The sequence below is a fragment of the Micromonospora sp. NPDC048169 genome (genome assembly GCF_040652815.1).
Taxonomy (GTDB): Bacteria; Actinomycetota; Actinomycetes; order Mycobacteriales; family Micromonosporaceae; genus Micromonospora.
The window spans coordinates 1-23,064 of sequence record NZ_JBEZMS010000004.1; the positions used below are offsets into that span (position 1 = coordinate 1).

23 protein-coding genes are annotated in these 23,064 nt (G+C 73.4%); 16 read left to right on the top strand and 7 right to left on the bottom strand.

Translation table 11 applies throughout. The annotated features are described in order from the left end of the window. Positions 1 to 205 precede the first annotated feature (205 nt). Positions 206 to 1,186 carry a tyrosine recombinase XerC gene (locus AB0D28_RS04955; RefSeq protein ID WP_357382324.1) on the bottom strand — a complete coding sequence of 327 codons (981 nt, stop codon included), beginning with the start codon at positions 1,184 to 1,186 and terminating at the stop codon, positions 206 to 208. 398 nt (positions 1,187 to 1,584) lie between these two features. Here AB0D28_RS04955 and AB0D28_RS04960 point away from each other — a divergent pair, with 398 nt between their 5' ends. Continuing rightward, entirely contained in the window at positions 1,585 to 1,926 is a 342-nt protein-coding gene (locus AB0D28_RS04960; RefSeq protein ID WP_357382326.1) for a hypothetical protein, read from the top strand. A 5-nt stretch (positions 1,927 to 1,931) separates the two neighbouring features. Here the strand turns inward: AB0D28_RS04960 and AB0D28_RS04965 are convergent, their stop codons facing one another. From AB0D28_RS04965 to AB0D28_RS04975, 3 genes are read right to left on the bottom strand one after another with little or no spacing between them, the layout of a single operon-like run. Further along, positions 1,932 to 3,110 carry a DNA-processing protein DprA gene (locus AB0D28_RS04965; RefSeq protein ID WP_357382328.1) on the bottom strand — a complete coding sequence of 393 codons (1,179 nt, stop codon included), beginning with the start codon at positions 3,108 to 3,110 and terminating at the stop codon, positions 1,932 to 1,934. Continuing rightward, entirely contained in the window at positions 3,107 to 4,627 is a 1,521-nt protein-coding gene (locus AB0D28_RS04970; protein WP_357382330.1) for a YifB family Mg chelatase-like AAA ATPase, read from the bottom strand. The genes AB0D28_RS04965 and AB0D28_RS04970 overlap by 4 nt, the downstream gene beginning before the upstream one ends. 1 nt (position 4,628) lies before the next feature. Next, positions 4,629 to 4,988 (bottom strand): YraN family protein, encoded by a 360-nt coding sequence (locus AB0D28_RS04975; protein WP_357382332.1) that lies wholly within the window; start codon positions 4,986 to 4,988, stop codon positions 4,629 to 4,631. Positions 4,989 to 5,140: 152 nt separating this feature from the next. Here AB0D28_RS04975 and AB0D28_RS04980 point away from each other — a divergent pair, with 152 nt between their 5' ends. The 10 genes from AB0D28_RS04980 (at position 5,141) to AB0D28_RS05025 (ending at position 14,753) form a co-directional block, all read left to right on the top strand. Beyond that, positions 5,141 to 5,356 (top strand): hypothetical protein, encoded by a 216-nt coding sequence (locus tag AB0D28_RS04980; RefSeq protein ID WP_357382334.1) that lies wholly within the window; start codon positions 5,141 to 5,143, stop codon positions 5,354 to 5,356. Then, positions 5,353 to 5,892: a hypothetical protein gene (locus AB0D28_RS04985; RefSeq protein ID WP_357382336.1), complete on the top strand. Its 540-nt coding sequence runs from the start codon at positions 5,353 to 5,355 to the stop codon at positions 5,890 to 5,892. The genes AB0D28_RS04980 and AB0D28_RS04985 overlap by 4 nt, the downstream gene beginning before the upstream one ends. Before the next feature lie 95 nt (positions 5,893 to 5,987). Next, positions 5,988 to 7,031 carry a hypothetical protein gene (locus AB0D28_RS04990; protein WP_357382338.1) on the top strand — a complete coding sequence of 348 codons (1,044 nt, stop codon included), beginning with the start codon at positions 5,988 to 5,990 and terminating at the stop codon, positions 7,029 to 7,031. A 236-nt stretch (positions 7,032 to 7,267) separates the two neighbouring features. Next, on the top strand, positions 7,268 to 8,143 hold the full coding sequence (rpsB, locus tag AB0D28_RS04995; protein ID WP_357382340.1) for a 30S ribosomal protein S2: 876 nt from the start codon (positions 7,268 to 7,270) through the stop codon (positions 8,141 to 8,143). Positions 8,144 to 8,271: 128 nt separating this feature from the next. Continuing rightward, a complete protein-coding gene (gene tsf / locus AB0D28_RS05000; protein ID WP_357382342.1) occupies positions 8,272 to 9,099 on the top strand; it encodes a translation elongation factor Ts in 828 nt (275 codons plus the stop codon). A gap of 155 nt (positions 9,100 to 9,254) precedes the next feature. Further along, positions 9,255 to 10,022, top strand: coding sequence for a UMP kinase (pyrH, locus tag AB0D28_RS05005; protein WP_357382344.1), 768 nt, complete (start codon positions 9,255 to 9,257; stop codon positions 10,020 to 10,022). Between the two features lie 88 nt (positions 10,023 to 10,110). After that, positions 10,111 to 10,668 (top strand): ribosome recycling factor, encoded by a 558-nt coding sequence (gene frr / locus AB0D28_RS05010; protein ID WP_030504243.1) that lies wholly within the window; start codon positions 10,111 to 10,113, stop codon positions 10,666 to 10,668. A gap of 254 nt (positions 10,669 to 10,922) precedes the next feature. Continuing rightward, positions 10,923 to 12,230, top strand: a complete 1,308-nt coding sequence (locus AB0D28_RS05015) for a phosphatidate cytidylyltransferase (protein WP_357382347.1) — start codon at positions 10,923 to 10,925, stop codon at positions 12,228 to 12,230. A 104-nt stretch (positions 12,231 to 12,334) separates the two neighbouring features. Then, on the top strand, positions 12,335 to 13,480 hold the full coding sequence (gene rlmN, locus AB0D28_RS05020) for a 23S rRNA (adenine(2503)-C(2))-methyltransferase RlmN (protein WP_357382349.1): 1,146 nt from the start codon (positions 12,335 to 12,337) through the stop codon (positions 13,478 to 13,480). Between the two features lie 22 nt (positions 13,481 to 13,502). Then, positions 13,503 to 14,753, top strand: coding sequence for a DivIVA domain-containing protein (locus AB0D28_RS05025; protein WP_357382351.1), 1,251 nt, complete (start codon positions 13,503 to 13,505; stop codon positions 14,751 to 14,753). 78 nt (positions 14,754 to 14,831) lie between these two features. Here AB0D28_RS05025 and AB0D28_RS05030 read toward each other — a convergent pair whose 3' ends face one another. Further along, positions 14,832 to 15,056 carry a hypothetical protein gene (locus AB0D28_RS05030; RefSeq protein ID WP_081635946.1) on the bottom strand — a complete coding sequence of 75 codons (225 nt, stop codon included), beginning with the start codon at positions 15,054 to 15,056 and terminating at the stop codon, positions 14,832 to 14,834. 247 nt (positions 15,057 to 15,303) lie between these two features. On the opposite strand from AB0D28_RS05030, the gene AB0D28_RS05035 reads away from it, so the two are divergent. Continuing rightward, a complete protein-coding gene (locus AB0D28_RS05035) occupies positions 15,304 to 16,893 on the top strand; it encodes a Rieske 2Fe-2S domain-containing protein (protein ID WP_357382354.1) in 1,590 nt (529 codons plus the stop codon). Between the two features lie 54 nt (positions 16,894 to 16,947). On the opposite strand, the gene AB0D28_RS05040 is transcribed toward AB0D28_RS05035, so the two are convergent. Further along, positions 16,948 to 18,546 (bottom strand): NAD(P)/FAD-dependent oxidoreductase, encoded by a 1,599-nt coding sequence (locus tag AB0D28_RS05040; RefSeq protein ID WP_357382356.1) that lies wholly within the window; start codon positions 18,544 to 18,546, stop codon positions 16,948 to 16,950. Between the two features lie 68 nt (positions 18,547 to 18,614). Between AB0D28_RS05040 and AB0D28_RS05045 the strand changes: the two genes are divergently transcribed. Both AB0D28_RS05045 and AB0D28_RS05050 read left to right on the top strand, forming a co-directional pair. Then, complete coding sequence (locus AB0D28_RS05045) at positions 18,615 to 19,031, top strand: 50S ribosomal protein L7/L12 (RefSeq protein WP_357382358.1); 417 nt, start codon at positions 18,615 to 18,617, stop codon at positions 19,029 to 19,031. A gap of 106 nt (positions 19,032 to 19,137) precedes the next feature. Beyond that, positions 19,138 to 20,307 carry an alkaline phosphatase PhoX gene (locus tag AB0D28_RS05050; RefSeq protein WP_357382360.1) on the top strand — a complete coding sequence of 390 codons (1,170 nt, stop codon included), beginning with the start codon at positions 19,138 to 19,140 and terminating at the stop codon, positions 20,305 to 20,307. A 9-nt stretch (positions 20,308 to 20,316) separates the two neighbouring features. On the opposite strand, the gene AB0D28_RS05055 is transcribed toward AB0D28_RS05050, so the two are convergent. Further along, positions 20,317 to 21,159, bottom strand: coding sequence for a YhjD/YihY/BrkB family envelope integrity protein (locus tag AB0D28_RS05055; RefSeq protein WP_357382362.1), 843 nt, complete (start codon positions 21,157 to 21,159; stop codon positions 20,317 to 20,319). Positions 21,160 to 21,210: 51 nt separating this feature from the next. Between AB0D28_RS05055 and AB0D28_RS05060 the strand changes: the two genes are divergently transcribed. Together AB0D28_RS05060 and AB0D28_RS05065 are read left to right on the top strand one after the other, a co-directional pair. After that, on the top strand, positions 21,211 to 21,756 hold the full coding sequence (locus AB0D28_RS05060) for a GNAT family N-acetyltransferase (protein ID WP_357382364.1): 546 nt from the start codon (positions 21,211 to 21,213) through the stop codon (positions 21,754 to 21,756). Positions 21,757 to 21,818: 62 nt separating this feature from the next. Then, positions 21,819 to 23,048 (top strand): PP2C family protein-serine/threonine phosphatase, encoded by a 1,230-nt coding sequence (locus tag AB0D28_RS05065; protein ID WP_357382366.1) that lies wholly within the window; start codon positions 21,819 to 21,821, stop codon positions 23,046 to 23,048. Positions 23,049 to 23,064 lie beyond the last annotated feature (16 nt).

Consider the following 23,064-nt stretch of genomic DNA (forward strand, 5'->3'; position numbering starts at 1 on the left):
TCTTCGGTTGTCCTCACAAACCATCGATGATCAACGCGGTGGCCGTCTTCATGCCCGCGCCACGCCCAACGCCAAAGCCAAGTGACGTTGGAGTACTAGCCCGGGATGGATCATGCCCCGGCCGGATTCGCCCGCTCGGGTGGAACGTCATGGGTGTCTCCCGGCCCCGCGGACACCCATGACGTTCCACCGACGCTTTCTGCGGTCAGGCGCGGGGGTGCGCCTGGCGGTACGCGGCGCGGAGCCGCTCCACCGAGACGTGCGTGTAGATCTGGGTGCTGGCGAGCGACGAGTGCCCCAGCAACTCCTGCACGGCCCGCAGGTCCGCGCCCCCTTCGAGCAGGTGCGTCGCGGCGGAGTGGCGCAGCCCGTGCGGCGTCACCCGCGGCACCCCCGCGGCACCGGCCCAGCCGGACACGATCCGTCGCGCCGTGGTCGGGTTGAGCCGTCCGCCCCGAGCCCCGAGCAGCAGCGCCCGGCCCGAGCCCGGGGTCAGCAGAACGGGCCGGCCGTCGCGCAGCCAGGTGTCGAGCGCCCGCTGGGCCGGCACCCCGTAGGGCACCGAGCGTTCCCGCCCGCCCTTACCCAGCACGCGTACCACCCGGCGGGCCTGGTCGACGTCGGTGACGTCCAGGCCGCACGCCTCGCTGACGCGTACCCCGGTGCCGTAGAGCAGCTCCAGCAGCAGCCGGTCACGCAGCAGCACCGCAGCGGGTGTGTCCGCACCCGCCGTCTCCACGGGCTGCGGGGCGTCCGCGGGCCGGGCCGCCTCCATCAGGACGGCGGCCTGGTCGGCCCGCAGCACTGTGGGCAGTTCCCGCCGGGCCCGGGGGCTGGCCAGCGGCGCGGCCACGTCGTCGGCGAGCAGGCCGGTCCGGTGCGCCCAGGCGCTGAACGTGCGGACCGAGGCGGCACGCCGCGCCATGGTCGTCCGGGCCGCGCCCATGGTCCGCTGCTTCGCCAGCCAGCTACGCACCATTGCCAGGTCCAGCTCCGGCAGGTCGGCGCAGCCCATCCGGACGGCGTGATCCAGCAGCGACACGAGGTCCGTGACGTACGCCCGGACGGTGTGGACGGAGCGGTTGCGCACCCGTGACAGGTGGTCGGCGAAGTCGTCCACCGCCTCGCGCATCGACGCGGGCAGCTCCTCGTGCGCGTCCCGCGTGCCACGCCGCCGCTGACTCATCGCGGCGTCCGGTCCGGGCGCACCCGGTCGCGGCGGCGGTGGCGGACAGCGATCACCGCCCCAGCGTAAGGCCGGAGCGCCCACGTTCGCCGTGCCGCCGCCCCGCCGCTCGCCGTGCCGCCCGGCTACCGTTTCCGTCCTCGCGGTGGGCCGGGCCGTCGCCCGTGCGTTGTGCCGTCCGCCACTGCCGTCCGCTTCTTCCCGGCGTGGATTACCCGCCGACGCGCTGAGTGGGGTGGCAAAAGCGGGTCTGGACAGGGGAAACTCATGCTGCGGCACGCTCCGGTGCGGCGACCGGCGGGCAGCGTGGCCCGGACCGGCCCCGACGGAGGTCGATCCGGCCGCGATCAGACGAACGCGTCCCCGCGTCGGTGACGCCGCTACGAGGAGGGCCGAGAGTGGGAGTGGACGCCGTCCTCTACCGGCAGGTGTCGGCGGGCGACAGCCGTCGCCGGCCCGCGTACGTCTCGATCGAGGTCGTGGCGGATCCGCAGGATCTGCTGCTCGACCTGCTCAAGCGTGTGCGCGGCGGTGGCCGGACCCCGCTGCTGGACCGCGTCGACCCGCTCGGTGAGCTGACAGTGGGCACCGAGCGGATGCCGCACCTGCTCGCCGAGCTGCGGTGCCTGGCCGAGGTGGCCCGGGCGCAGGCGGAGGTCGACCACGTGCACCGGCTGGCCCGGCTCGTCCGCCGATGTGCCGAGCGCCGCGACGCCGAGATCCGGTTCGAGGGCGACTGAGGCGGTCACGTGCGGGCGGCCGGTGGGGGTGCGAGCGCGTAGCCGTCGTCGCGGCGTACCACCATCGCCAGTTCCTCCAGCATGGACAGCTTGCGCATGGCGGTGCGCAGGTCCACGCCGGCGCGTGCCGCGACGCTCTCCAGGTCCAGCGCCCGGCGGCGCGGCAGCGCCTCCAGCACCTGGGTGGCCTCCTCGTCGAGCCGGTCCCGTGGACGTTCGGGGGCCCGGGCGGGCGGGGCCAGGTCGTACCCGATGCGCCCCACCTCCTCCAGCACGTGCGCGACGTTCGTGACCAGCCGGGCCCGTGGGTGTTCCCGCAGCACCTCGTGCCCGCCGACGGACATCGCCGAGGTCACCGGGCCCGGCACCACCATCGCCGGGCGGTGCAGGCCGAGCGCCCGGTTGAGCGTCTGGGTGGCGCCGCTGCGGGCGGCGGCCTCGACCAGCACCGTGCCGTTCGTCGCCGCGGCGATGACCCGGTTGCGGATGAGGAATCGTGGGCGCAGCGGCTCCGCGCCGGGAATCCACTCGCTCACCAGCAGGCCGGTGTCGGCGATGCGGTCGAACAGCGCGGCGTTGCCCATCGGGTACGGGCGGTCCACGCCGCAGGCGAGCACGGCGACGGTGCGCCCGCCCGCTGTCAACGCCCCGCGATGCGCCGCGGCGTCGATGCCGAACGCGCCACCGGACAGGACTGTCCACTCCCGATCGGCGAGGCCGTAGCCCAGCTCGGTGGCGATGTGCGCGCCGTAGGGGGTGGCCGCCCGGGCGCCGACCACCGCCACCGAGCGTGCCAGCGCCTCGTCGAGCGGCCACGCGCCGCGTACCCAGAAGCAGAGCGGCGGATCGGTCTCCACGTCGACCCGCCGGGTGGCCCCGGACATCGCCAGCCGGCGCAGGTCCCCGACCTGGGTGGGCCATTCGTCGTCGTCCGGGGTGACCAGCCGGGCGCCGAGTCGTTCGCCGCGCGCCAGCGCGTCGGCGGCGACCGTCCGGGCGTCACCGGCGGCGCCGCGCGCCGCGACGGCCGACCGCAGCGCCCGGTCCGGCGCTTCGCCGGACAGCAGCAGGTCGAGCGCGGCGACCGGGCCGATCCGCTTGACCAGGGCGTACACCGACCGGGTGCCGGGCTCGGCGAGCCAGGTGAGCGCGACCCGCGCCAGCCGGTGGTCGTCGGCGCTCACGCGACCTCTCCCGTCCTGAGCTGGATGGCCTCCGCCACGTCGTCGCGGCCGGGCCGATCCCGCCCGTCCAGGTCGGCGATGGTCCAGGCGAGACGGAGTACGCGGTCGTAGCCGCGCGCGGACAGCGAACCGGTGTCGAGCCGGCGGCGCAGATCCGTGGTGACCCGGGCGGGCAGGTGCCACGGCGGCCGGCGCAGGTACGGGCCGGGAACGTCGGCGTTGACCCGGTGCCCGGTGGCCGCCCAACGGTCGGCGGCGGCGTGCCGCGCGGCGACGACCCGGGCGGCGACGGTGGCCGAGGACTCGTGCGCGGCGTCGGTGCGCAGCAGCTCCGCCGCGCGTACCGCGGTCAACCGGACCTGCACGTCCACCCGGTCGAGCAGCGGACCCGACAGGCGTCCCAGGTAGCGCCGCCGGGTCAGCGGCGGGCACTCGCAGTCGACGTCACCGGAGGGCTTCGCGCAGGGGCAGGGGTTGGCCGCCAGCACCAGTTGGGTGCGGGCCGGGTACTCGGTGGCGCCCCGGGTACGCGCCACCCGCACCCGGCCGCTCTCCAGCGGCTGCCGCAACGCCTCCAGCGCGCCCTTGCTGAACTCGGGCGCTTCGTCGAGGAACAGGACCCCGCGGTGGGCGAGCGACACCGCGCCGGGCCGGGCCAGCCCGGAGCCGCCTCCGACGAGCGCGGGCACCGTGGCGGTGTGGTGTGGCGCCTGGAACGGGGGACGGCGCAGCAGGCCGCCGCCGGGTGGCAGCAGGCCGGCGATCGAGTGCAGCGCGGTCACCTCCAGAGCTGCCTCGTCGTCCAGTTCGGGCAGGATCGAGGGCAGCCGCTCGGCGAGCATGGTCTTGCCGGCGCCGGGCGGACCGAGCAGCGCGAGGTGGTGGCCGCCGGCGGCGGCGATCTCCAGTGCGCGCCGTCCGAGCGGCTGCCCGGCCACGTCGACCAGGTCGGGCCCGACGGTGCCGCCGCCCGGGACGTGGGCGGGTGGGGTGAGCAGCGGGCTGCCGTCGCGGACGTGGGCGACGAGCCGGTGCAGGGTGTCGACGGCGTGCACCCGTACGCCCGGGATGACCGCCGCCTCGGCGGCGTTGCCGGCGGGTACGACGACGCGGGTGTGCCCGGCGCGGGCGGCGGCGGCGACCATGGGCAGCGTGCCGCGGACGGGGCGTACCGCGCCGTCGAGGCCGAGTTCGCCGAGCACGACGGTGGCGTCCAGGGCCACCGGCGGCAGCTCACCCGAGCCCGCCAGGACGGCGAGCGCGATGGCGAGGTCGAACGCCGAGCCGTATTTCGGCAGGGTGGCGGGGAGCAGGTTGAGGGTGATGCGACGGTTGGGCCACTTCTGGCCGGAGTTGACGATCGCGGCGCGGACCCGGTCGCGCGCCTCGTGCAGGGCGGTGTCGGGCAGGCCGGAGATGATCACGGCGGGCAGTCCGGGAGCCAGGTCGGCCTCGACCTCGACGAGGTGCCCGGCGACTCCGGCCAGGCCGACGCTCAGCACTTTCGCGTACCCCATGTCAGAACGCGCCGCGGAGGTGTTCGACGCGGGCGGGGCCGGTGAGCGGGAGCCGGACGGAGAGGACGTCGAAGCGGACCTCGTCGGCGGTGGTGCCGGTCTCGGCGAGCCAGCGGGCGGCCAGGCCGCGCAGCCGACGGGCCTTGGCCTGCACGACGGCCTCGGCGGGGGAGCCGAACCGCTCGGTACGGCGGGTCTTGACCTCGCAGATGGCGAGGACCGGGCCGTCCCAGGCGATGATGTCGATCTCGCCCTCGGGACAGCGCCAGTTGCGGGCGACCGGGCGCAGGCCCGTCTCGATCAGGTGCCGCAGCGCGCACCGCTCGCCGTACGCCCCGACGGCTCGGTTCCGGTTCGTCATGCCGGTCAGGATGCGACCGGCGTCCCTGATCGCGGGTGGCCCGGTCCGGTGACCTGTGGACAGGGGTGGGCCTGTGGACGGAACGACGATCATGTTGTCGATCTGCTAGGGACAGGCATGATGAGCCGGTCCGACAGCGAGAGTGGAGTGCCGTGGCAGCTCGGAACACGTCGTTCGACGCTTCGGCCTGCGGCGGGATCGCGGAGTTCCGCGAGGCGGACGCCGAATCCAGGGTTCGGAGGACGGATGCGGCGGTGCTCGCCCTGAATCTGGGCGTCGAGCAGTCCAGCCTTGCGGGCCGGCGTTTCAGCTGCCTGGTGGTGCCCGACCGGTACGGGGTCACCAGAAGTGACTTCAGACTCGCGTGAACAGGTACGTCGAGCGGCTCGTGCGGATGGTGCCGCCTCCGGCCCGCCTGAGCGCGCCGCCGGACTGGCCGGCGGTGGAGCGCTCGCTCGATTCCGCACTCCCCGGGGACTACAAGGATCTCGTCGACCGGTACGGGCCGGGGAAGTTCGACGACTTCCTGGCGCTGCTCGCGCCCGGCCATCCGGTTGCGCGGCTGGACCTCGCGCGCGGTGTCGCGGAGGCCGCCGAAGTGCTGCGCGCGTACGCCTCCAGCGGGGAGGCGCTACCCGCACCGGTCGACGGTCTGACGGCGGTGGCCCTGACCGACAACGGAGACACCGTCTACTGGGTGCGCGACCCGGGCGACGCGCCGGATCGGTGGCGCATCGCGGTGAACGGCGCTCGGGACTTCGACGAGTGGCACCTGTTCGACGGTTGCCTGGCGCACTTCCTGGTCGACGTGCTCAACCGCGAAGCCGTGGTGACCGCCTTCCCCGACGATTTCCCGTACCCGGGTGCCGCACCGACCTTCACATCGCACGACTACCCAAAGTAGTGCGGCGGCGACCCCTCGATATCGGTGCTGACCTGGGCCGATATCGCCGGGTGTCCGAATGGCGCGGCTGGTGCGTGTCGCATACCGTGCCGGTCGTGGACGGACGACGGAGCTATTCCGAGGATGAGCAGGGGTCGCGTTGGGGCGACCGCGGATACGAGTCGGACTGGCGCGCCGCGGGTGAGCCCCGCTACCGCGACGACGACTACCGCACGCCTGAGCAGCGGGCCGGTGAGAACCGGTACGCCGAGCCGGGCCGGTACTCCGCCGCCGATCCGCTGGTGGACGACACGAGCAGCTGGCGGTCGCAGCGGCCGGACGACCCGGAGGTCTCCGGGGAGCTGCCCGGGTCGCGAGCCGCCCGCCGCGCGGCGCGCGAGTCGGCCGACCCGCTCGGCTCGGTGTCCCGCAGCGGCGTCGACGCGCTCGGCACCGCCGCGCACGGGAACCCGCTGGCGAGCCCGCTCGGTACGCCGACGGCCGCCCCGGCCGGCGTCTCCCCGGCCGGCGCCGACCCGTACGGCCTCATCGCCCACGGCAGCGACCCGGCCGGCGGCGCCGACGCCCGGAGCGCGGTCGGCGGCGTCGACCAGCCCCGGCTCAGCCCGGTCGGCGGCTACCCGGTGGTCGAGCCGGCCGCGCCCGGCGCCGTGGGCCCGGACGGGGCCGAGCCCTCCGCCGCCGGTCGGCTGAACCCCGGCGAGCCCACTCCGCTGCGGATCGGCGAGCGCCCGGGTGGTCCCGCCCAGCCGGCGGCGACCCCGCACCCGCTGGAGATGCCGACCGGTCCGATGCCCGCTGTGCTGCCGCGCCCGGACGGGCCGCCGCCCGGTGACGGCGTCTACCGGACCCGGCGCCCGGCGCTGGCGGTCCTGCTGGCGGTGCTCGTGCTGGTGCTGGAGGTGCCGGCGGTGCGGGTGTTGCTGCACGGCATCTTCGGTGACCCGGTGTCGACGTCGCACGTCGTGGTGGGCATGTTCCTGGTGGTGGGCCTGCCGATCTTCGGCACCGGCCTGTACGGGCTGCGCACCGGAGGGCTGGCGCTCGCCGACGGCAGCCGGGGCTGGCTGCGCCCGCCGACGGCGTACCTGACCGTCGGGCTGGTGTTGTTCCTGGCCGCCGCGCTCGCCGCCGGCTGACCGGGCGGGCGTGCTCCGCACCCGGGGGCCGGGCAGCGGAGAGGGCGCGTACACTGGTCGACTGGCGACCGCCTCGCGCGGTCGACCTCGCGTGCCCTCTCCACGGTCTCTCCGTGGGGCGACGGCCTCCCTGGTCCCGGTATGACGTACCGGGCCCACCCTGGCCGGCGACCGGGCGCCAGGCGTCCGGCCGCCGGCCGGACGGACAACCAGGGACAACGTAGGAGTAACCCACCATGGCCGTCGTGACCATGCGTCAGCTGCTGGAAAGCGGTGTGCACTTCGGGCACCAGACCCGGCGCTGGAACCCGAAGATGAAGCGCTTCATCTTCACCGAGCGCAACGGTATCTACATCATCGACCTGCGCCAGACGCTCGACTACATCGAGAAGGCGTACGAGTTCGTCCGCACCACCGTCGCGGGTGGCGGCAGCATCCTGTTCGTCGGCACCAAGAAGCAGGCCCAGGAGGCCATCGCCGAGCAGGCGACCCGGGTCGGCCAGCCGTACGTCAACCACCGCTGGCTCGGTGGCATGCTGACCAACTTCCAGACCGTGTACAAGCGGCTGCAGCGGATGAAGGAGCTGGAGGCCCTGGGTGACCTGAGCGGCACCGCCGCCGGTTACACCAAGAAGGAGACGCTCCAGCTCTCCCGCGAGAAGATCAAGCTGACCAAGACCCTCGGTGGTCTGCGGGACATGCAGAAGCTCCCGGCCGCGGTGTGGATCGTCGACACCAAGAAGGAGCACATCGCCGTCGACGAGGCCCGCAAGCTGGGCATCCCGGTGATCGCCGTGCTCGACACCAACTGCGACCCGGACGAGGTCGACTTCCCGATCCCGGGCAACGACGACGCCATCCGCTCGGCCGAGCTGCTGACCAAGGTCGTCGCCGCCGCCGTCGCCGACGGCCTGATCGCCCGTTCCGGCCGTAACCGGGGCGCGGACGAGAAGCCCGAGGCCGGCCAGGTCGCCGCCGGCGAGCCGCTGGCCGAGTGGGAGCGCGAGCTGCTCGAGGAGCCGAAGAAGGCCGACGAGCAGCCCGCCGCCGCCGAGCCGGCCGAGCCCGCCGCGCCTGCCGCCGAGCAGCCGGCGACCGCCGCCGCGGAGTGATCTCGCCGTCGCGTCCCCACCGCCGGGAATCGCCGGCGGTGGGGACGTGACGGGTACGCCGGGCAGCACCGGCCCGGAAACGGGTAACCAGCACCCCAGACCACCTCACTGACACCGAAGAGAGAGTCATGTCCAACTTCACCGCCGCGGACGTCAAGAAGCTCCGCGACCTCACCGGCGCCGGCATGATGGACTCCAAGAAGGCGCTGACCGAGGCCGAGGGCGACTTCGACAAGGCCGTCGAGATCCTGCGCGTCAAGGGCGCCAAGGACGTCGGCAAGCGGGCCGGGCGCACCGCCGCCAACGGCCTCATCGCCCACTCCGGCCAGGCGCTGCTCGAGCTCAACTGCGAGACCGACTTCGTCGCCAAGAACGACGCCTTCATCGCGCTGGCCCAGCAGCTGGTCGAGCACGGCGTGGCCAGCGGCGCCACCAACGCCGAGGAGCTGCTCGCCAGCAGCATCGACGGCAAGAGCGTGGCCGACCTGATCCAGGAGCAGTCCGCCAAGATCGGCGAGAAGCTGGTGCTCAACCGCTTCGCCAAGCTGGACGGCACCACCGCCGTCTACCTGCACCGCAAGAGCCAGGACCTGCCCCCGGCGGTCGGCGTGCTCGTGGAGTTCACCGGCAAGAGCGACGAGGCGGCCGACGCCGATGCCCGCGCCGTGGCCATGCAGATCGCCGCGATGCGGCCGAAGTACCTCACCCGCGACGAGGTGCCGGCCGAGACCGTCGAGTCCGAGCGGCGCATCGCCGAGCAGACCGCCCGCGAGGAGAACAAGCCCGAGGCGGCGCTGCCGAAGATCGTCGAGGGCCGGGTCAACGCCTTCTTCAAGGACTTCGTCCTGCTGGAGCAGGCGTCGGTCGCCGACAACAAGAAGACCGTCAAGCAGGTGCTGGCCGACGCCGGCATCGAGGTGACGCGCTTCCTGCGGTTCGAGGTCGGCCAGGCCTGAGCCGCCGCGCCGGGCCGTCCGGCCCGGGCACAGGGGAGACGTCGACGAGGAGGCCGCCGGTGTACGCGACAGGCACCGCGGCCTCCTCGTCACATAGGGTCGGCAGGGGCACGTACGCGACACCGCGCGATGCGCGGGGAGAAGGGGCGGGGCGGATGACGCAGGTTGTGAGTGACCGGAACCTGGCGGTGGAGGATCCGACCGCACCTCCGCCCGGTCGGTCCCGCCGGGTGGTGCTGAAGCTTTCCGGCGAGGTCTTCGGCGGCGGCGCGATCGGCGTCGACCCCGACGTCGTGCAGGGCATCGCCCGGCAGATCGCCACCGTGGTGCGCCGCGGCGTGCAGGTCTCCGTGGTGGTCGGCGGCGGTAACTTCTTCCGCGGCGCCGAGCTGCAGAAGCGCGGCATGGACCGGGCCCGCGCCGACTACATGGGCATGCTCGGCACGGTCATGAACTGCCTGGCCCTCCAGGACTTCCTGGAGAAGGAGGGCATCGAGACCCGGGTGCAGACCGCGATCACCATGGCCCAGGTCGCCGAGCCGTACATCCCGCTGCGCGCGATCCGGCACCTGGAGAAGGGCCGCGTGGTCATCTTCGGCGCGGGCGCCGGCATGCCGTACTTCTCCACCGACACGGTGGCCGCCCAGCGGGCGCTGGAGATCCGCGCGGACGTGGTGCTGATGAGCAAGAACGGCGTGGACGCGGTCTACACCGCCGACCCCCGGATCGACCCGACCGCGAGCAAGCTCGACTCGATCACCTTCTCCGAGGTGCTGCGCCGTAACCTGCGGGTGGCCGACGCCGCCGCGTTCAGCCTCTGCATGGAGAACGGCCTGCCGATGCTGGTCTTCGGCGCGCAGGGCGACGACACCATCGTCCGCGCCGTCGGCGGTGAGAAGATCGGCACCCTGATCACGGCCTGACCGGCCCGCCGGACCGGCAACGGTCCCTCTCTGCCACGGCAGCACCCGCACCACACCCGACGAGCGACAGAAGGAGGCGAGGAGACCGGTGATCGACGACACCCTCCTCGAGGCGGAGGAGAAGATGGAGCGTGCCATCGAGCACGCCAAGGAGGAGTTCGGCGGGATCCGTACCGGACGCGCCAACGCCGCCATGTTCTCCCGGATCGTCATCGACTATTACGGCAGCCCGACCCCGCTGCCGCAGATGGCCTCCATCGCGGTGCCCGAGCCCCGCATGGTGATCATCAAGCCGTACGACAACTCGCAGCTGGGCGCCATGGAGAAGGCGATCCGCGACTCGGACCTCGGGGCCAACCCGAACAACGAGGGCAACCAGCTCCGCATCGTCCTGCCGCAGATGACCGAGGAGCGGCGCCGGGAGATGATCAAGGTCGCCCGGCAGAAGGGCGAAGAGGCCAAGGTCGCCGTCCGCAACATCCGCCGCAAGGCCAAGGAGGAGCTGGACCGCCTGGTCAAGGATGGCGAGGTCGGCGAGGACGAGGGCCGGCGCGCGGAGAAGGAACTGGACGACCTGACCCACCGTTTCGTCGCAGGAGTCGACGAGCTGGTCAAGCACAAGGAGAGCGAGCTGCTCGAGGTCTGAGCACCCGCGTACCTCGCACGGCACCGCGCCGCCGTCGCCCGTCGGGGCGGCGGCCCGGTGCCGTCGTCGTGCCCGGCGGCGCACACCCTCGGCGCTCCGGCGGGTGCAGTAGGCTCGGCACGATTCCCGACCACCACGGGGTGAACGGCGGGAGTCGCCCGGCCGTCGGTCGGTAAACAGGAAGTCTCACGCCGGTAGGGGATGGTCTTGGTCTTGCGTCATGTGGTGGCTCTCGTACCGGCTGCCGGTGCGTGATGTCCCACCCCGACCCCTACGGCAGCACCGAGCCGCGCGGCTGGGACCGCCCGGCCGCCCCGGCCCTGCCCTGGCCGGACACCGACCTGGAGCCCGGTCCCTGGCGACCCGGCCCGGCCGCGCACACCTCACCCGCCGAGCCGGACACCTACGCCCGCCCGGACACCTACCCGGGTACGGAGACGTACGCCGGGGCGTACCCGACGACCTCGCGGCACCACGACGGCCCGGGCCGGTACGACGGACCGCCGGCCGGCGACCGTGGGCGGCCCACCGGGCCGGAGCACGACGGCCCGTGGGGCGAGCCCGCACGCGACGACGAGTACCCGACCGCGCAGATCGCGCCGGTGCGGGACGAGCCCACCGACCAGATCCCGGCGGTACGCGACGAGCCCGCGCCGGTGCCCGAGCCCGAGCCGCCGGCCGGTCGCCGGGGCCGGGGGCGGCGGCGGGCGAGCCCGGAGCGTCCGCCGACCGTCGCGCCGAAGACGTCCCGGGCGGGGCGCAACCTGCCGGCGGCGATCGGTGTCGGGGTGGCCCTCGGCGCGGCGGTCGTGGTGCCGCTGTTCTTCTTCATGCCGGCGTTCCTCGCCGTGCTCGCGACCGCGGTGGGCATCGGCATCTGGGAGATGGCCCGCGCGGTGCGCCGCAGCGGCGCCCACCCCCCGCTGGCGCCGCTCGTCGCCGGTGGCGTGATCACAGTGGGTCTGGCCTGGTACGCGGGGCCCGACGCGCTCTGCCTCGGGCTGCTGGTCACGGTGCTGGGCACGATGATCTGGCGGCTGGGCGACGGGCCCGGTGACTACCAGCGTGACCTCACCGCGGCCACCCTGATCGCGGTGTACGTGCCGTTCCTCGCGGGGTTCGCGGCCATGCTCGCGGCGGCGCCGGGCGACGGGGCCCTGCGCGTGCTGGTGACGCTGGCGGCGGTGGTGCTCTCCGACACCGGCGGGTACGCCGCGGGCGTGTCGTTCGGCAAGCACCCGATGGCTCCCACGATCAGCCCGAAGAAGTCCTGGGAGGGCTTCGCCGGCTCGGTGACCGCCGCGGCGGCGGGCAGCGCGGCGCTGCTGTGGGCGTTGTTCGACGTGGCCCCCTGGTGGGGTGCGCTGTTCGGGATGGCGATCTCGGTCGCGGCGGTGCTCGGTGACCTCGCCGAGTCGATGATCAAGCGGGATCTCGGCGTCAAGGACATGAGCAACCTGCTGCCCGGGCACGGCGGCCTGATGGATCGGCTCGACTCGATCCTGTTCGCCGTGCCGGTGGCGTACCTGCTGCTCGCGGTCTTCGTCCCGGTGACGGGCTGAGGCATGAATCACGGCGTCGAGCCGGGGCGGCCCGGCCGGCCGGGGGCGATTCGACACGTACGGACGGGTGCGTCCGGGCGGGAGCGTGTCAGACTGGACGCGCCATGACGAGTCTCCCGCTGATCTCCGTAGACCCCGACGCCCGCGGCCGCCGGCCCTCGATGCCTCCCCGCCACCTCGCCGACCTGGACCTGCCCGGCCGGCAGGCGCTCGTCGCCGAGCTGGGTGAGCCCGCGTTCCGTGCCAAGCAGGTCTCCAACCACTACTTCGGCCGCCTGGTGCGCGACCCGGAGCGGATGACCGACCTGCCGGCGGCGACCCGGGACCGGCTGGCGGGCGAGCTGCTGCCCACGCTGCTGACCCCGGTGCGCGAGCTGGCCTGCGACGACGGCGCGACCCGCAAGGCGCTCTGGCGGCTGCACGACGGCTCGCTGGTGGAGAGCGTGCTGATGGGCTACCCGGACCGGGTGACGGTCTGCATCTCCAGCCAGGCCGGCTGCGGCATGGCCTGCCCGTTCTGTGCCACCGGCCAGGCCGGGCTGACCCGCAACCTGTCCACCGCCGAGATCGTCGACCAGGCGGTCTACCTGGCCGGTGTGGCCGCCTCCGGCGTGGTGGCCGGGTCCCCGCCGCGGCTGTCGCACGTGGTGTTCATGGGCATGGGCGAGCCGCTCGCCAACTACTCGCGGGTGGTGGCGGCGATCCGCCGGCTGGTCGCCCCGGCGCCGGAGGGGCTGGGCCTGTCGCAGCGGCACATCACGGTCTCGACAGTCGGCCTGGTGCCGGCGATCCGCCGACTGGCCAGCGAAGACCTCTCGGTGACCCTTGCGTTGTCGCTGCACGCCCCCGATGATGAGCTGCGCGACGAACTCGTCCCGGTCAACCAGCGCTGGAAGGTGTCCGAGGTGCTGGACGCGGCGTGGGACTACGCGGCCACGACGGGACGTCGCGTGTCCATCGAATACGCGATGATCAAGGACGTGAACGACCAGCCGTGGAGAGCCGATCTGCTCGGGCGGCTACTGGCCGGCAAGCTGGCCCACGTGAACCTGATCCCGCTCAACCCGACCCCGGGCAGCCGCTGGGACGCCAGCCCGAAGCCGGTCGAGCGGGAGTTCGTCCGGCGGTTGCGCGACGCCGGTGTGTCGACCACGGTGCGCGACACCCGGGGACGCGAGATCGACGGGGCCTGTGGGCAGCTCGCCGCCGCCGAGGACACGGACGGCGACTCACGCGCGGCAACGGCGTAGCGGTACGAGACCAGGAGACATAGTGGCGAGTCAGGGTCAGCGTTTCCGGCGTAAGGCACTCCGCCGGGGCTACAAGGTCGACGAGGTCGACGCCTTCCTGGACCGGGTCGAGGCGACACTCGAAGGCCAGCCGGTCGGCGCGCCCGTGGCTTCCCAGGAGGTCCACGACGTCGTCTTCCGGGTCCGGTTCAACGGCTACGACGAGTGGCAGGTCGACCTGCACCTCGACCGGGTCGAGCGGCAGCTCGCCGAGCTGGAGGAGCGCGGTGGCGCACCGGCCGGGCGCGGTGGCGACCCCCGGATGGCCGACCGGCTGGGCCCACCGATGCGCGACGACCGGGGCATGTCGCCGGTGCCGCAGCCGCCGATGCCGCCCCGGCAGATGCCGGCCCAGCCCGGCCCGCCCGCCGACCGCTACGGCAGCCGCTACGACGAGCCGACCGGCGCGTTCGCCGGTGGCTACGACGGCCCGCGCGGTGGCTACGACGGCCCGCGTGGCCCGGGTGGCCCCGGCCCGATGGGCCCGGGTGCGCCGATGGGGCACGGCGGCCCGCCGCCGCGCGGTCTGCCGCCCGGCCCGGGCGGCTACGGCCCGGACAACGGTCCCGGTGGGTACGGCCCGGACAAGGGCCCCGGTGGGTACGGCCCGGACAACGGCCCTGGTGGATACGGTCCGCCGGACAGCGGCCCGGGCGGCTACGGTCCGGACAGCGGCCCCGGTGGATACGGCGGCCCGGAGGACCGCTTCGACGGGTTCGAGGCCGGCCGGCGGGGACGGGCCGACATGACCGCCGAGATCCGCATGCCCGAGCGCGAGCTGCGTGGTCGTGGCCCTGGTGGTCCGCCCGCGCTGCCGCAGCAGGGCTACGGCGCTCCCGAGCCCGGCTACGGCCCGCCGGACCCGGGTTACGGTCCGCCGGACCACGGCTACGGCCCGGGCCCGTCGATGACCGGCCCGCCGCTCGTGGGTCCGCCGGTCGCCGGTCCGCCGATGGTGGGGCCGCCGATGGCCGGCCCGCCCGGCAGCGACCTGCACCGGGTCGACCAGATCCGGCGCAGCTTCCAGGTCCGCCGGTTCGGCAGCGGGTACGACCCGGACCAGGTCGACCGGTTCTTCGAGACGCTGCTCGGGGGCATGCAGGGGCGCAACCCGATGCCGGTGAGCCCGAAGGAACTCGACACGCTGCGCTTCGGGCTGGTGCCCGGTGGCTACTTCGAGGCCGAGGTCGACGCCGCGCTCAAGGACGTGCAGGACATCCTGCTCGGCCGCTGACGGCGGTCACGAGACGACGAAGGGCCCGCCCCCCGGACAGGGGGCGGGCCCTTCGCGCACTACCGTGGGCGCCGCGCGTCAGGACCGCAGGCCGTTGCGGCGCAGCACGGCGTCGCCGATGACGATGGCGATCAGCAGCCCGGCGATCCCGAACAGCCAGATGTGCTCCACCCGGCCTTCCTCGATCCCGCAGAACGCCATCAGAACCAAGGCCAACGCCGACAGCACCGCACCGATCCGTCCGGACTTGCGGTGTCCGGGCTTGTGCTGATCTGGCGCGGTTACCGGCTCGTCTCCTGCCACTGTCGGTCCTTCCCTCGCGATCGGATCTCCGATCAGTCTGGCACGCCGGTAACCGGGCCCGGCGCAGGGTCCGACCTCCTGTGCCGGGGATGACCCGGGCGGGCGACAGCGGACCGTCCGGCCGGCCCGGGTCGTTGGTCCCGTCCCGGTCGGGGCGGAAGACCACTACCGGCGTCGCGGAACGGCGAGCACACTGCCTCCGGTAGCGTCTTGACGTACACCTGATGCCTTTTTGAGGAGGACTGCGGTGCGAGTGACCGGTACGGGGCATGCCAGCATGCGGATCGACACGGCCGCGGGCAGCATCCTGTGCGACCCGTGGGTCAACCCCGCCTACTTCGCCTCGTGGTTCCCCTTCCCGGACAACTCCCAGCTCGACTGGGCCACCCTCGGCCAGGTCGACTACCTGTACGTGTCGCACCTGCACCGGGACCACTTCGACGCGAAGCACCTGCGCGACTTCGTGTCGAAGGACGCCACCGTCCTGCTGCCCGAGTTCCCCACCTCGGAGATGGAGGACGAGTTCCGGGAGCTGGGCTTCACGAAGTTCCTCAAGGCCCCGAACGAGCAGGTGGTGGAGCTGCCCGGCGGCCTGAAGATCATGATTCAGGCGCTGACCAGCCCGACCGACGGCCCGATCGGCGACTCCTCGCTCTGGGTCGAGTACGACGGCGTCCGGCTGCTCAACCAGAACGACGCCCGCCCGACCGACCTGACCGTGTTCGCCGAGCTGGGCCACGTGCACGCGCACATGCTCCAGTTCTCCGGCGCGATCTGGTACCCGATGGTCTACGAGCTGCCGCAGGCGGCGAAGACGGCGTTCGGGAAGCAGAAGCGGGACCGGCAGTTCGACCGCACCTGGCGCTACATCGACGACCTGAAGGCCGACCACGTCTTCCCGATCGCCGGCCCGCCGTGCTTCCTCGACGACGACCTGTGGCAGTTCAACGACATCTTCGGCGACGAGGGCAACATCTTCCCCGACCAGTCGGTGTTCCTGTCGGAGTACGCCAAGGTCGGCGGCACCAACGGCGTCGTGCTGCTGCCCGGCAGCGTCTCGGAGATCACCACCGAGGGCGCGACCACCACGCACCCGGTGCCGGTGGAGGAGTTCTTCGCGAACAAGGTCGCCCACCTGGAGGAGATGCGGGAGCGCAAGCGCCCGGTCATCGAGGCCGAGAAGGCGTCCTGGCGGCACCCCGAGGTGGACGTGCTGGGCGAGATGAAGCGCCGGATCGAGCCGCTGCTCGACGAGTCGATCTACCTGGCCAAGGGCGTCGGCGGGCCGGTCCGCTTCGACCTGGTCGGCACTGACGGCACAGGCGGAGAGACCATTGAATCCATCGTGGTGGACTTCCCGGGCAAGGAGGTCCGGCCGTACGCGGACGAGAAGGTCCGCTACCGCTTCCGTACCGAGCGGGCGCTGATCGAGCACCTGCTGCACATCGGCGAGGTGGACTGGGTCAACTCGCTCTTCCTCTCCTGCCGTTTCTCCGCGGCCCGCATCGGCCAGTACAACGAGTTCGTCTACGCCTTCTTCAAGTGCCTGTCCGAGGAGCGCCTCCAGTACGCAGAGGGCTGGTACGACGAGCACGAGCGGGCGGTCGACGCCGAGGACATCACGCTCGACGGCTGGGTGGTGCAGCGGCGCTGCCCGCACCTGAAGGCGGACCTGAGCCGGTTCGGCATCGTCGAGGGTGACCAGCTCACCTGCCAGCTGCACGGCTGGAAGTTCGACCTGGCCAGCGGGCGCTGCCTGACCAGCGTCGGGCACAAGATCCGCGCGCACCGCGCCGACGCGGAGACCCCGGCGCCGGCCGGGGAAGCGGCCGTCTGACGGTTTCCGCCGCCGCCGTCCGCCGGCCAGGAGGCGCCCGACGGCCGGGAGGACTCAACCCAGGTCGGCGAGGATGCGGCGGGCCGCGTTGTGCCCGGCCGCGCCGATCACGCTGCCCGCCGGATGGCAGCCGGCGCTGCCCGCGTACACGCCGTCCACACCGGTCGCGTACGGCATCCGGTCGGTGAACGACACCGTGTTGTCGACGTGGTGGATGTGCCCGCCGGTGATGCCGAAGTGCGCCTCGATGCCCGGCGGCGGCAGTGGCACCGCGTCCGCGACCAGGTCACCGGCGCCCGGGGCGTACCGTTCGCAGATCGCGATCAGCCGCTCGACGTAGCCGGGCAGCGCGGCCTCCCAGGTGGTGCCGGCCAGCTCGTAGGGGACCGACTGCACGAACAGCGCCGACGAGTGGTGCCCGGCGTCGTCGGACAGCGACGGGTCGACAGTGGTGTGCAGGTACCACTCGATCGTCGGCTCGTCCGGCAGCCGTCCGGCCCGCACGTCCGCCCACATGCCGCGCAGCGCGGCCATCGGTGACTCGCCGCCCTCGCCGACCAGCGACGCCGAGCCGGGCAGCAGGTGGATGGTCGAGCCGAACGGGCTCGGCGCGTCCTCCGGCAGGCAGGAGAAGCGCGGCAGCCCGGTCAGCGCCAGGTTGAGCTTGAGTGTGGTGCCGGGGCGGCGGACCGCCGCCATCCGCGCGCCCAGCTCCGCCGGGAGCGCGCCGTCGGGCAGCAGCTCCATCAGCCGGTACGGGTCACACGCGCCGAGCACCACCGGGGCGTCCACCTCCCGCCCGTCGGCGAGCGTCACCCCGGCGGCGGCGCCTCCGGCCAGCCGGATCGCGGTGACTGGCGCGTCGGCCACGATCCGCGCCCCGGCGCGCACGGCGGCCTCGGCGAACGTGCGGGACACCGTGCCCATGCCGCCCCGGGTGATCATCCAGGTGCCGTCCGCGCCCGGCAGCCGGCACATGTTGTGCACCAGGAAGTTGTGGCCGGTGCCGGGGTCGTCCGGCCCGGCGTTGAGCCCGGACAGGCCGTCGGTGACCGCGTACATGCTGACCAGCAGCTCGGAGCGGAAGTCGAAGCGGGCCAGGTGGTCGGCGACCGAGCCGCGCACCAGGTCGACGAAGACCCGCCGCAGCGCGGGCCGCACGTAGCGTTCGGCGGTCTCCTCGACCGGCAGCGGCTCGGCCAGCCACGCCGGGGCGAGGTCCTCCCGTAGCTGGGCCAGCTCGGCGTGCAGCGCGTCGTCGGCGGCGACGTCGGCGGGGGAGAACATCTCCGCGAGCTGCCGCCGGCTCGCCGCCACGTCGCTGCCGGCCAGCAGGTACGGCGAGCCGAGCCCACCCGGCGTGGGCAGGAAGTAGTGCGGGTCGCGGCGCAGCACCGGGATGCTCACGTCCAGCGTGGCCAGCAGTTCCGGCGGCATCAGCCCGAGCAGGTACGACCCGGTGGAGTGACGCAGCCCCGGCACCTTCGGGAACGGGTTCTCGGTGCGGGTCGCCCCGCCGATCACGCCTGACGCCTCCAGCACCAGCACGTCCAGGCCGGCGCGGGCCAGCAGGATCGCCGAGACCAGGCCGTTGTGCCCGGCGCCGACCACCACGACGTCGGCGCGGGACGGCAGCTCACTCGCGTCGCTCATAGGATCGGAGCGTAACTGCGGCGGGACCCCGGCGGGAGGGCTCGCGGCGGGGCGCTACCGTTCCCGGCATGTCCCCGGCTGTCCAGGTCGCGCTCGCGGTGGCGCTCGTCGTGGTGGTGCTCCTCCTCCTGCTCGTGCTGCGGCGCGACCGTCCCCGGGATCTGGTCGCCGCTGATCGTCCCGCCGGCGGGCAGGCCGAGGTGCTCCGCCTGATCCACGCGGGTCGTCAGGTCGAGGCGGTCAAGGTGATGCGCGAGCAGACCGGGCTGTCGCTGCTGGACGCGAAGCGGGCGGTGGACGCGCTGGCGGCCGGCGGCACCTGGCCGCCCGGCGCCCCGGCGCCCGGAAAGGGCGTTGACGAGGCGGTGCGGGCCGAGGCCGCGCGGCTGCTGCACCGGGGGAAGAAGATCCAGGCGATCAAGGTGGTACGGGAGCACACGCACATGTCGCTGGCCGACGCCAAGCGGTACGTCGAGAGCCTCTGACCCCGGAGCGCCGTCACCAGTCGTTCACCCTGTAGTGGCGGCGGTCGATGCGTTTCCGTTCTACCGTCGAGGAGACACCCACCGCCTCCGGGAAGGTCACCCCCCGATGGATCGTCGTACCGTCCTGCGTGCCACCGCCGCCGGTGGCGCCGCCGCTCTCGCCGGTGGTCTCTGGGCCGCCGCGGCCGCCCCGGCCCAGCCCGCCCAGCCCGGCGCCGGCCCGTACGGCGACCTGCTCGCCGCCGACGCCAACGGCCTCCAGTTGCCGGCGGGCTTCACCAGCCGGGTGATCGCGCGTTCCGGGCAGCGGGTCGCCGGCACCTCGTACACCTGGCACCCGGCGCCCGACGGCGGCGCCTGCTTCCCGTCCGGCGACGGCTGGATCTACGTCTCCAACTCCGAGGTCCCGCTCGTCGGCGGTGCCTCGGCGGTGCGGTTCGCCGCCGACGGCACGATCGCCGCCGCGTACCGGATCCTCGGCGGCACCAACGTCAACTGCGCCGGCGGGCCGACCCCGTGGGGGACGTGGCTGTCCTGCGAGGAGGTGCCGCTGGGCCGGGTGTTCGAGACGTGGCCGGAGGGCGGCCGCTCTGGCGAGGAGCGGACCCGGATGGGCCGCTTCAAGCACGAGGCGGCGGCCTGTGACCCGGTGCGGCGGGTGGTCTACCTGACCGAGGACGAGCCGGACGGCTGCTTCTACCGCTTCGTCCCGGACACCTGGGGTGACCTGCGTACCGGCAAGGTCCAGGTGCTCTGCGCCCCGGACGGCCAGGTGACCGGCCCGGTGACCTGGCGGGACCTGCCGGACCGCGACGGGTTCCCGGTGCCCACCCGCTTCCAGGTGGGCGCGGCGCAGGAGTTCGACGGCGGCGAGGGCTGCTGGTACGCCGACGGCACCTGCTGGTTCACCACGAAGGGCGACAACCGGGTGTGGGCGTACGACGCGGCGAACCAGCGGCTCGACCTCGCGTACGACGACTCGCTGGTGCCGGCCGGTGCCGCGCCCCTGACCGGGGTGGACAACATCACCGGCACCCCGGGCGGTGACCTCTACGTGGCCGAGGACGGCGGCAACATGGAGATCAACGTGATCACGCCGGCCGGTGTGGTGGCTCCGTTCCTGCGGCTGCTCGGGCAGTCCGAGTCGGAGATCACCGGTCCGGCGTTCTCCCCGGACGGCAGCCGGCTCTACTTCTCCTCGCAACGCGGCGCCAGCGGCGCCCGGGCCGGCACCGGCGGCATCACGTACGAGGTGCGCGGCCCGTTCCGGCGCTGACCGCAGCCGTCAGGCGCGGGCCGCCACCCGGGCGGCCCGCCACCGGCTCGCCGCCAGCGTGGCCGAGTAGCCGGACAGCACGATCACGTGGAACAGGTAGAGCCAGAGCAGCACCGCCACGCCGCCGCCGATCTCGTCGAAGCCGCCGAACGGCACGCCAAGGTCCAGCGGCAGCGAGCAGAACAGCACGAACCCGTGCAGGAAGCCGGACAGGTTCGCGGCCGTGAACGAGCCCAGGCCGACTGTGGAGAGCCAGTCCGGCGAGGCCGGGCCGACCACCCGGAACACCCAGATCAGCACCGGTGTGAGCACCAGCCACACCGCCAGGAACGACAACACCACGCCGAGCGCGCCGAGCCAGCCGCCCTGGCGCACCAGCCGGGTGGTCAGCGGCAGCGCCAGCAGGATCGACAGCAGCAGCGCCGGGGCCGGTGCCAGCAGCGGGAGCAGCAGCAGCCGGCCCCGCCAGCCGACCAGCGCACCGGACTCGGCGCGCGGTTCGGCCACCGAGACGAACGCGCGGCGCAGCCCTTCCCCGTACAGCGAGGCGGGCAGCAGCGAGGCCAGCGCCAGCAGCGGGGTCAGCCCCAGCCCGGCCTCGACGAGCGCGGCCACCGCCCGGTTCGCGCCGATCTCGGTGGGCAGCGTGTCGATCGCGTACCCGGTCAGCCGCCGCACCCGGTCCGCTCCGGCGAGCAGCCCGGTCAGCCAGATCGCCAGCAGTGCCACCGGCACCACGGCGATCGCGCCGTAGAAGGTGATCGCGGCGGCGTGCAGGGACAGGTCCCGGCCGCGGACCGGCCGGAACGCCGCAGCCGTGATCCGCTTCGTCCGCTCCCACCCGTCGCCCATCGCCCTGTCGTTCCCCGTACGGCACCGCGCCACGCATTACGATCCGGCGGCATGACGATCGCCACGACCGACCGGCTGGTGCTGCGCGACTGGACCGAGTCGCCGGACGACCTGGCCCGGGTCTACGACATCTACTCCCGGGACGAGGTGATGCGCTGGCTGGGCGGCGGCAAGGGCCGGATGACCAACCCGGCCGAGGCGTGCGAGCGGGTCCGGTCGTGGCGGGAGCGCTGGGCGCCGTACGCCGGTCGCTGGGGTCTGTGGGCGGTCGAGCCGCGCGACGGTGGGCCGGTGGCGGGGAGCGTCCTGCTCAAGCCGCTGCCGGGACGTGACGGCGTCACCCTGACCGACGACATCGAGGTCGGCTGGCATCTGCACCCGGACGCCCAGGGCAACGGCTACGCGACCGAGGCGGCCCGTGCGGTGCTGGAGCGCGAGTTCGCCGCCGGATCCCCGAGGGTGTACGCGGTGGTGATGGCCGGGAACGACCCGTCGATGGCGGTGGCCCGGCGGCTCGGCATGACGCACGTGGGTGTGCGCACCGACTGGTACGGCGGCGCCGAACTGGAGACGTTCGTCCTGGAACGCCCGACCTGAGCCGCGCCGTTGGCAGTTCGCCCTCGGCCTCCTACGGTGGTGGAGACACGGGGGAGGCGCGGATGGTCGACGGTGGCGACGCGGCGCGTTGGCTGCACCTCAACGCCGCCCGGGGTGGTCCGGACGACCTGTCGCTCCTGGTGAACCGGGTCGCTCCCGCCATCGGGGCCACCGACATGGTGATCTACCTGGCCGACTACACACAGTCCTCGCTCGTACCCCTGGTCGGCGCGGGCGCGCCTCGGGACGAGCTCACGATCGAGACGACGCTGGCCGGTCGGGCGTTCACCGGCCTCCAGGTGCAGCGCGCTCCCGACCACCCGGACCGGCTCTGGGTGCCACTGCTGCTCGGCTGCGAACGGCTGGGCGCGCTGGAGATCGTGTCGTCGCGCGCCAGCGACCCCGCGCTGGACCGGCCGGCCTGGGAGGTGGCGGTCGCCGTCGCCCAGGTCCTGGTGAACCGCCGGCTCTACGGCGACGTCGTGGAACGGATCCGCCGCCGCCTGCCGATGCAGGTCGCCGCCGAGATCGTGTGGGGGCTGCTGCCGCCGTTGACCTTCGCGACGGACGACCTGGTGGTCACCGCCGTTCTCGAACCGTGTTACGACGTCGGCGGGGACATCTTCGACTACGCGCTCAACGGCGACGTGCTCAGCGTCGGGCTCTTCGACACCTGCGGGCACGGGATCAAGGCGAGCGCGATGGCCTCGCTCGTGGTCAGCGCGTACCGCAACGCCCGGCGCACCGGTCTCGACCTGATCGACACGGCGATCAGCATCGACAGGTGGGTCCGCTCCGAACACCCCGGCATGTTCGCGACCGCGCTGCTCGCCGAACTCAACCGGCGGACCGGCCTGCTGCGGATCATCAACGCCGGCCACCCCGGCGCCATGCTGCTGCGGGACGGCAAGGCCGTCCGGGCACTGCCCGGGCCGACCGCGCTGCCGCTCGGGCTGGGCAACCTGTCGACGCGGCGTCCGCGGGCGCACGAGGAGGCGCTACACCCGGGCGACCGCGTCCTCGCCTACACCGACGGCATCACCGACGCCCGGGGCGACGACGGTGAACGGTTCGGGCTGGACCGACTTGTCGACTTCGTCGAGCGTGCCCTCAACGACCGGCTGCCCAGCCCCGAGACGATGCGCCGGCTGGTGCGCGCCGTCCTCGCCTACCAGCAGGACCAGCTCGACGACGACGCCACCGCGATGTTCCTGGAGTGGCAGCCCCCGCACCTGCCGTTGGGGCACCTGGAGCACCTCACCGCGCCCGACAGGACGATCGTGTCTCCGTAGCCTCGTCCTGCAGCGC

Coding starts and splice junctions, on each gene's coding strand:
- AB0D28_RS04955 (WP_357382324.1), bottom strand. CDS start 1,186: ATGAGTCAGCGGCGGCGTGGCACGCGGGACGCGCACGAGGAGCTGCCC.
- AB0D28_RS04970 (WP_357382330.1), bottom strand. CDS start 4,627: ATGGGGTACGCGAAAGTGCTGAGCGTCGGCCTGGCCGGAGTCGCCGGG.
- AB0D28_RS04975 (WP_357382332.1), bottom strand. CDS start 4,988: ATGACGAACCGGAACCGAGCCGTCGGGGCGTACGGCGAGCGGTGCGCG.
- rpsB (WP_357382340.1), top strand. CDS start 7,268: ATGGCCGTCGTGACCATGCGTCAGCTGCTGGAAAGCGGTGTGCACTTC.
- tsf (WP_357382342.1), top strand. CDS start 8,272: ATGTCCAACTTCACCGCCGCGGACGTCAAGAAGCTCCGCGACCTCACC.
- pyrH (WP_357382344.1), top strand. CDS start 9,255: ATGACGCAGGTTGTGAGTGACCGGAACCTGGCGGTGGAGGATCCGACC.
- AB0D28_RS05015 (WP_357382347.1), top strand. CDS start 10,923: ATGTCCCACCCCGACCCCTACGGCAGCACCGAGCCGCGCGGCTGGGAC.
- rlmN (WP_357382349.1), top strand. CDS start 12,335: ATGACGAGTCTCCCGCTGATCTCCGTAGACCCCGACGCCCGCGGCCGC.
- AB0D28_RS05040 (WP_357382356.1), bottom strand. CDS start 18,546: ATGAGCGACGCGAGTGAGCTGCCGTCCCGCGCCGACGTCGTGGTGGTC.
- AB0D28_RS05045 (WP_357382358.1), top strand. CDS start 18,615: ATGTCCCCGGCTGTCCAGGTCGCGCTCGCGGTGGCGCTCGTCGTGGTG.
- AB0D28_RS05050 (WP_357382360.1), top strand. CDS start 19,138: ATGGATCGTCGTACCGTCCTGCGTGCCACCGCCGCCGGTGGCGCCGCC.
- AB0D28_RS05055 (WP_357382362.1), bottom strand. CDS start 21,159: ATGGGCGACGGGTGGGAGCGGACGAAGCGGATCACGGCTGCGGCGTTC.
- AB0D28_RS05060 (WP_357382364.1), top strand. CDS start 21,211: ATGACGATCGCCACGACCGACCGGCTGGTGCTGCGCGACTGGACCGAG.
- AB0D28_RS05065 (WP_357382366.1), top strand. CDS start 21,819: ATGGTCGACGGTGGCGACGCGGCGCGTTGGCTGCACCTCAACGCCGCC.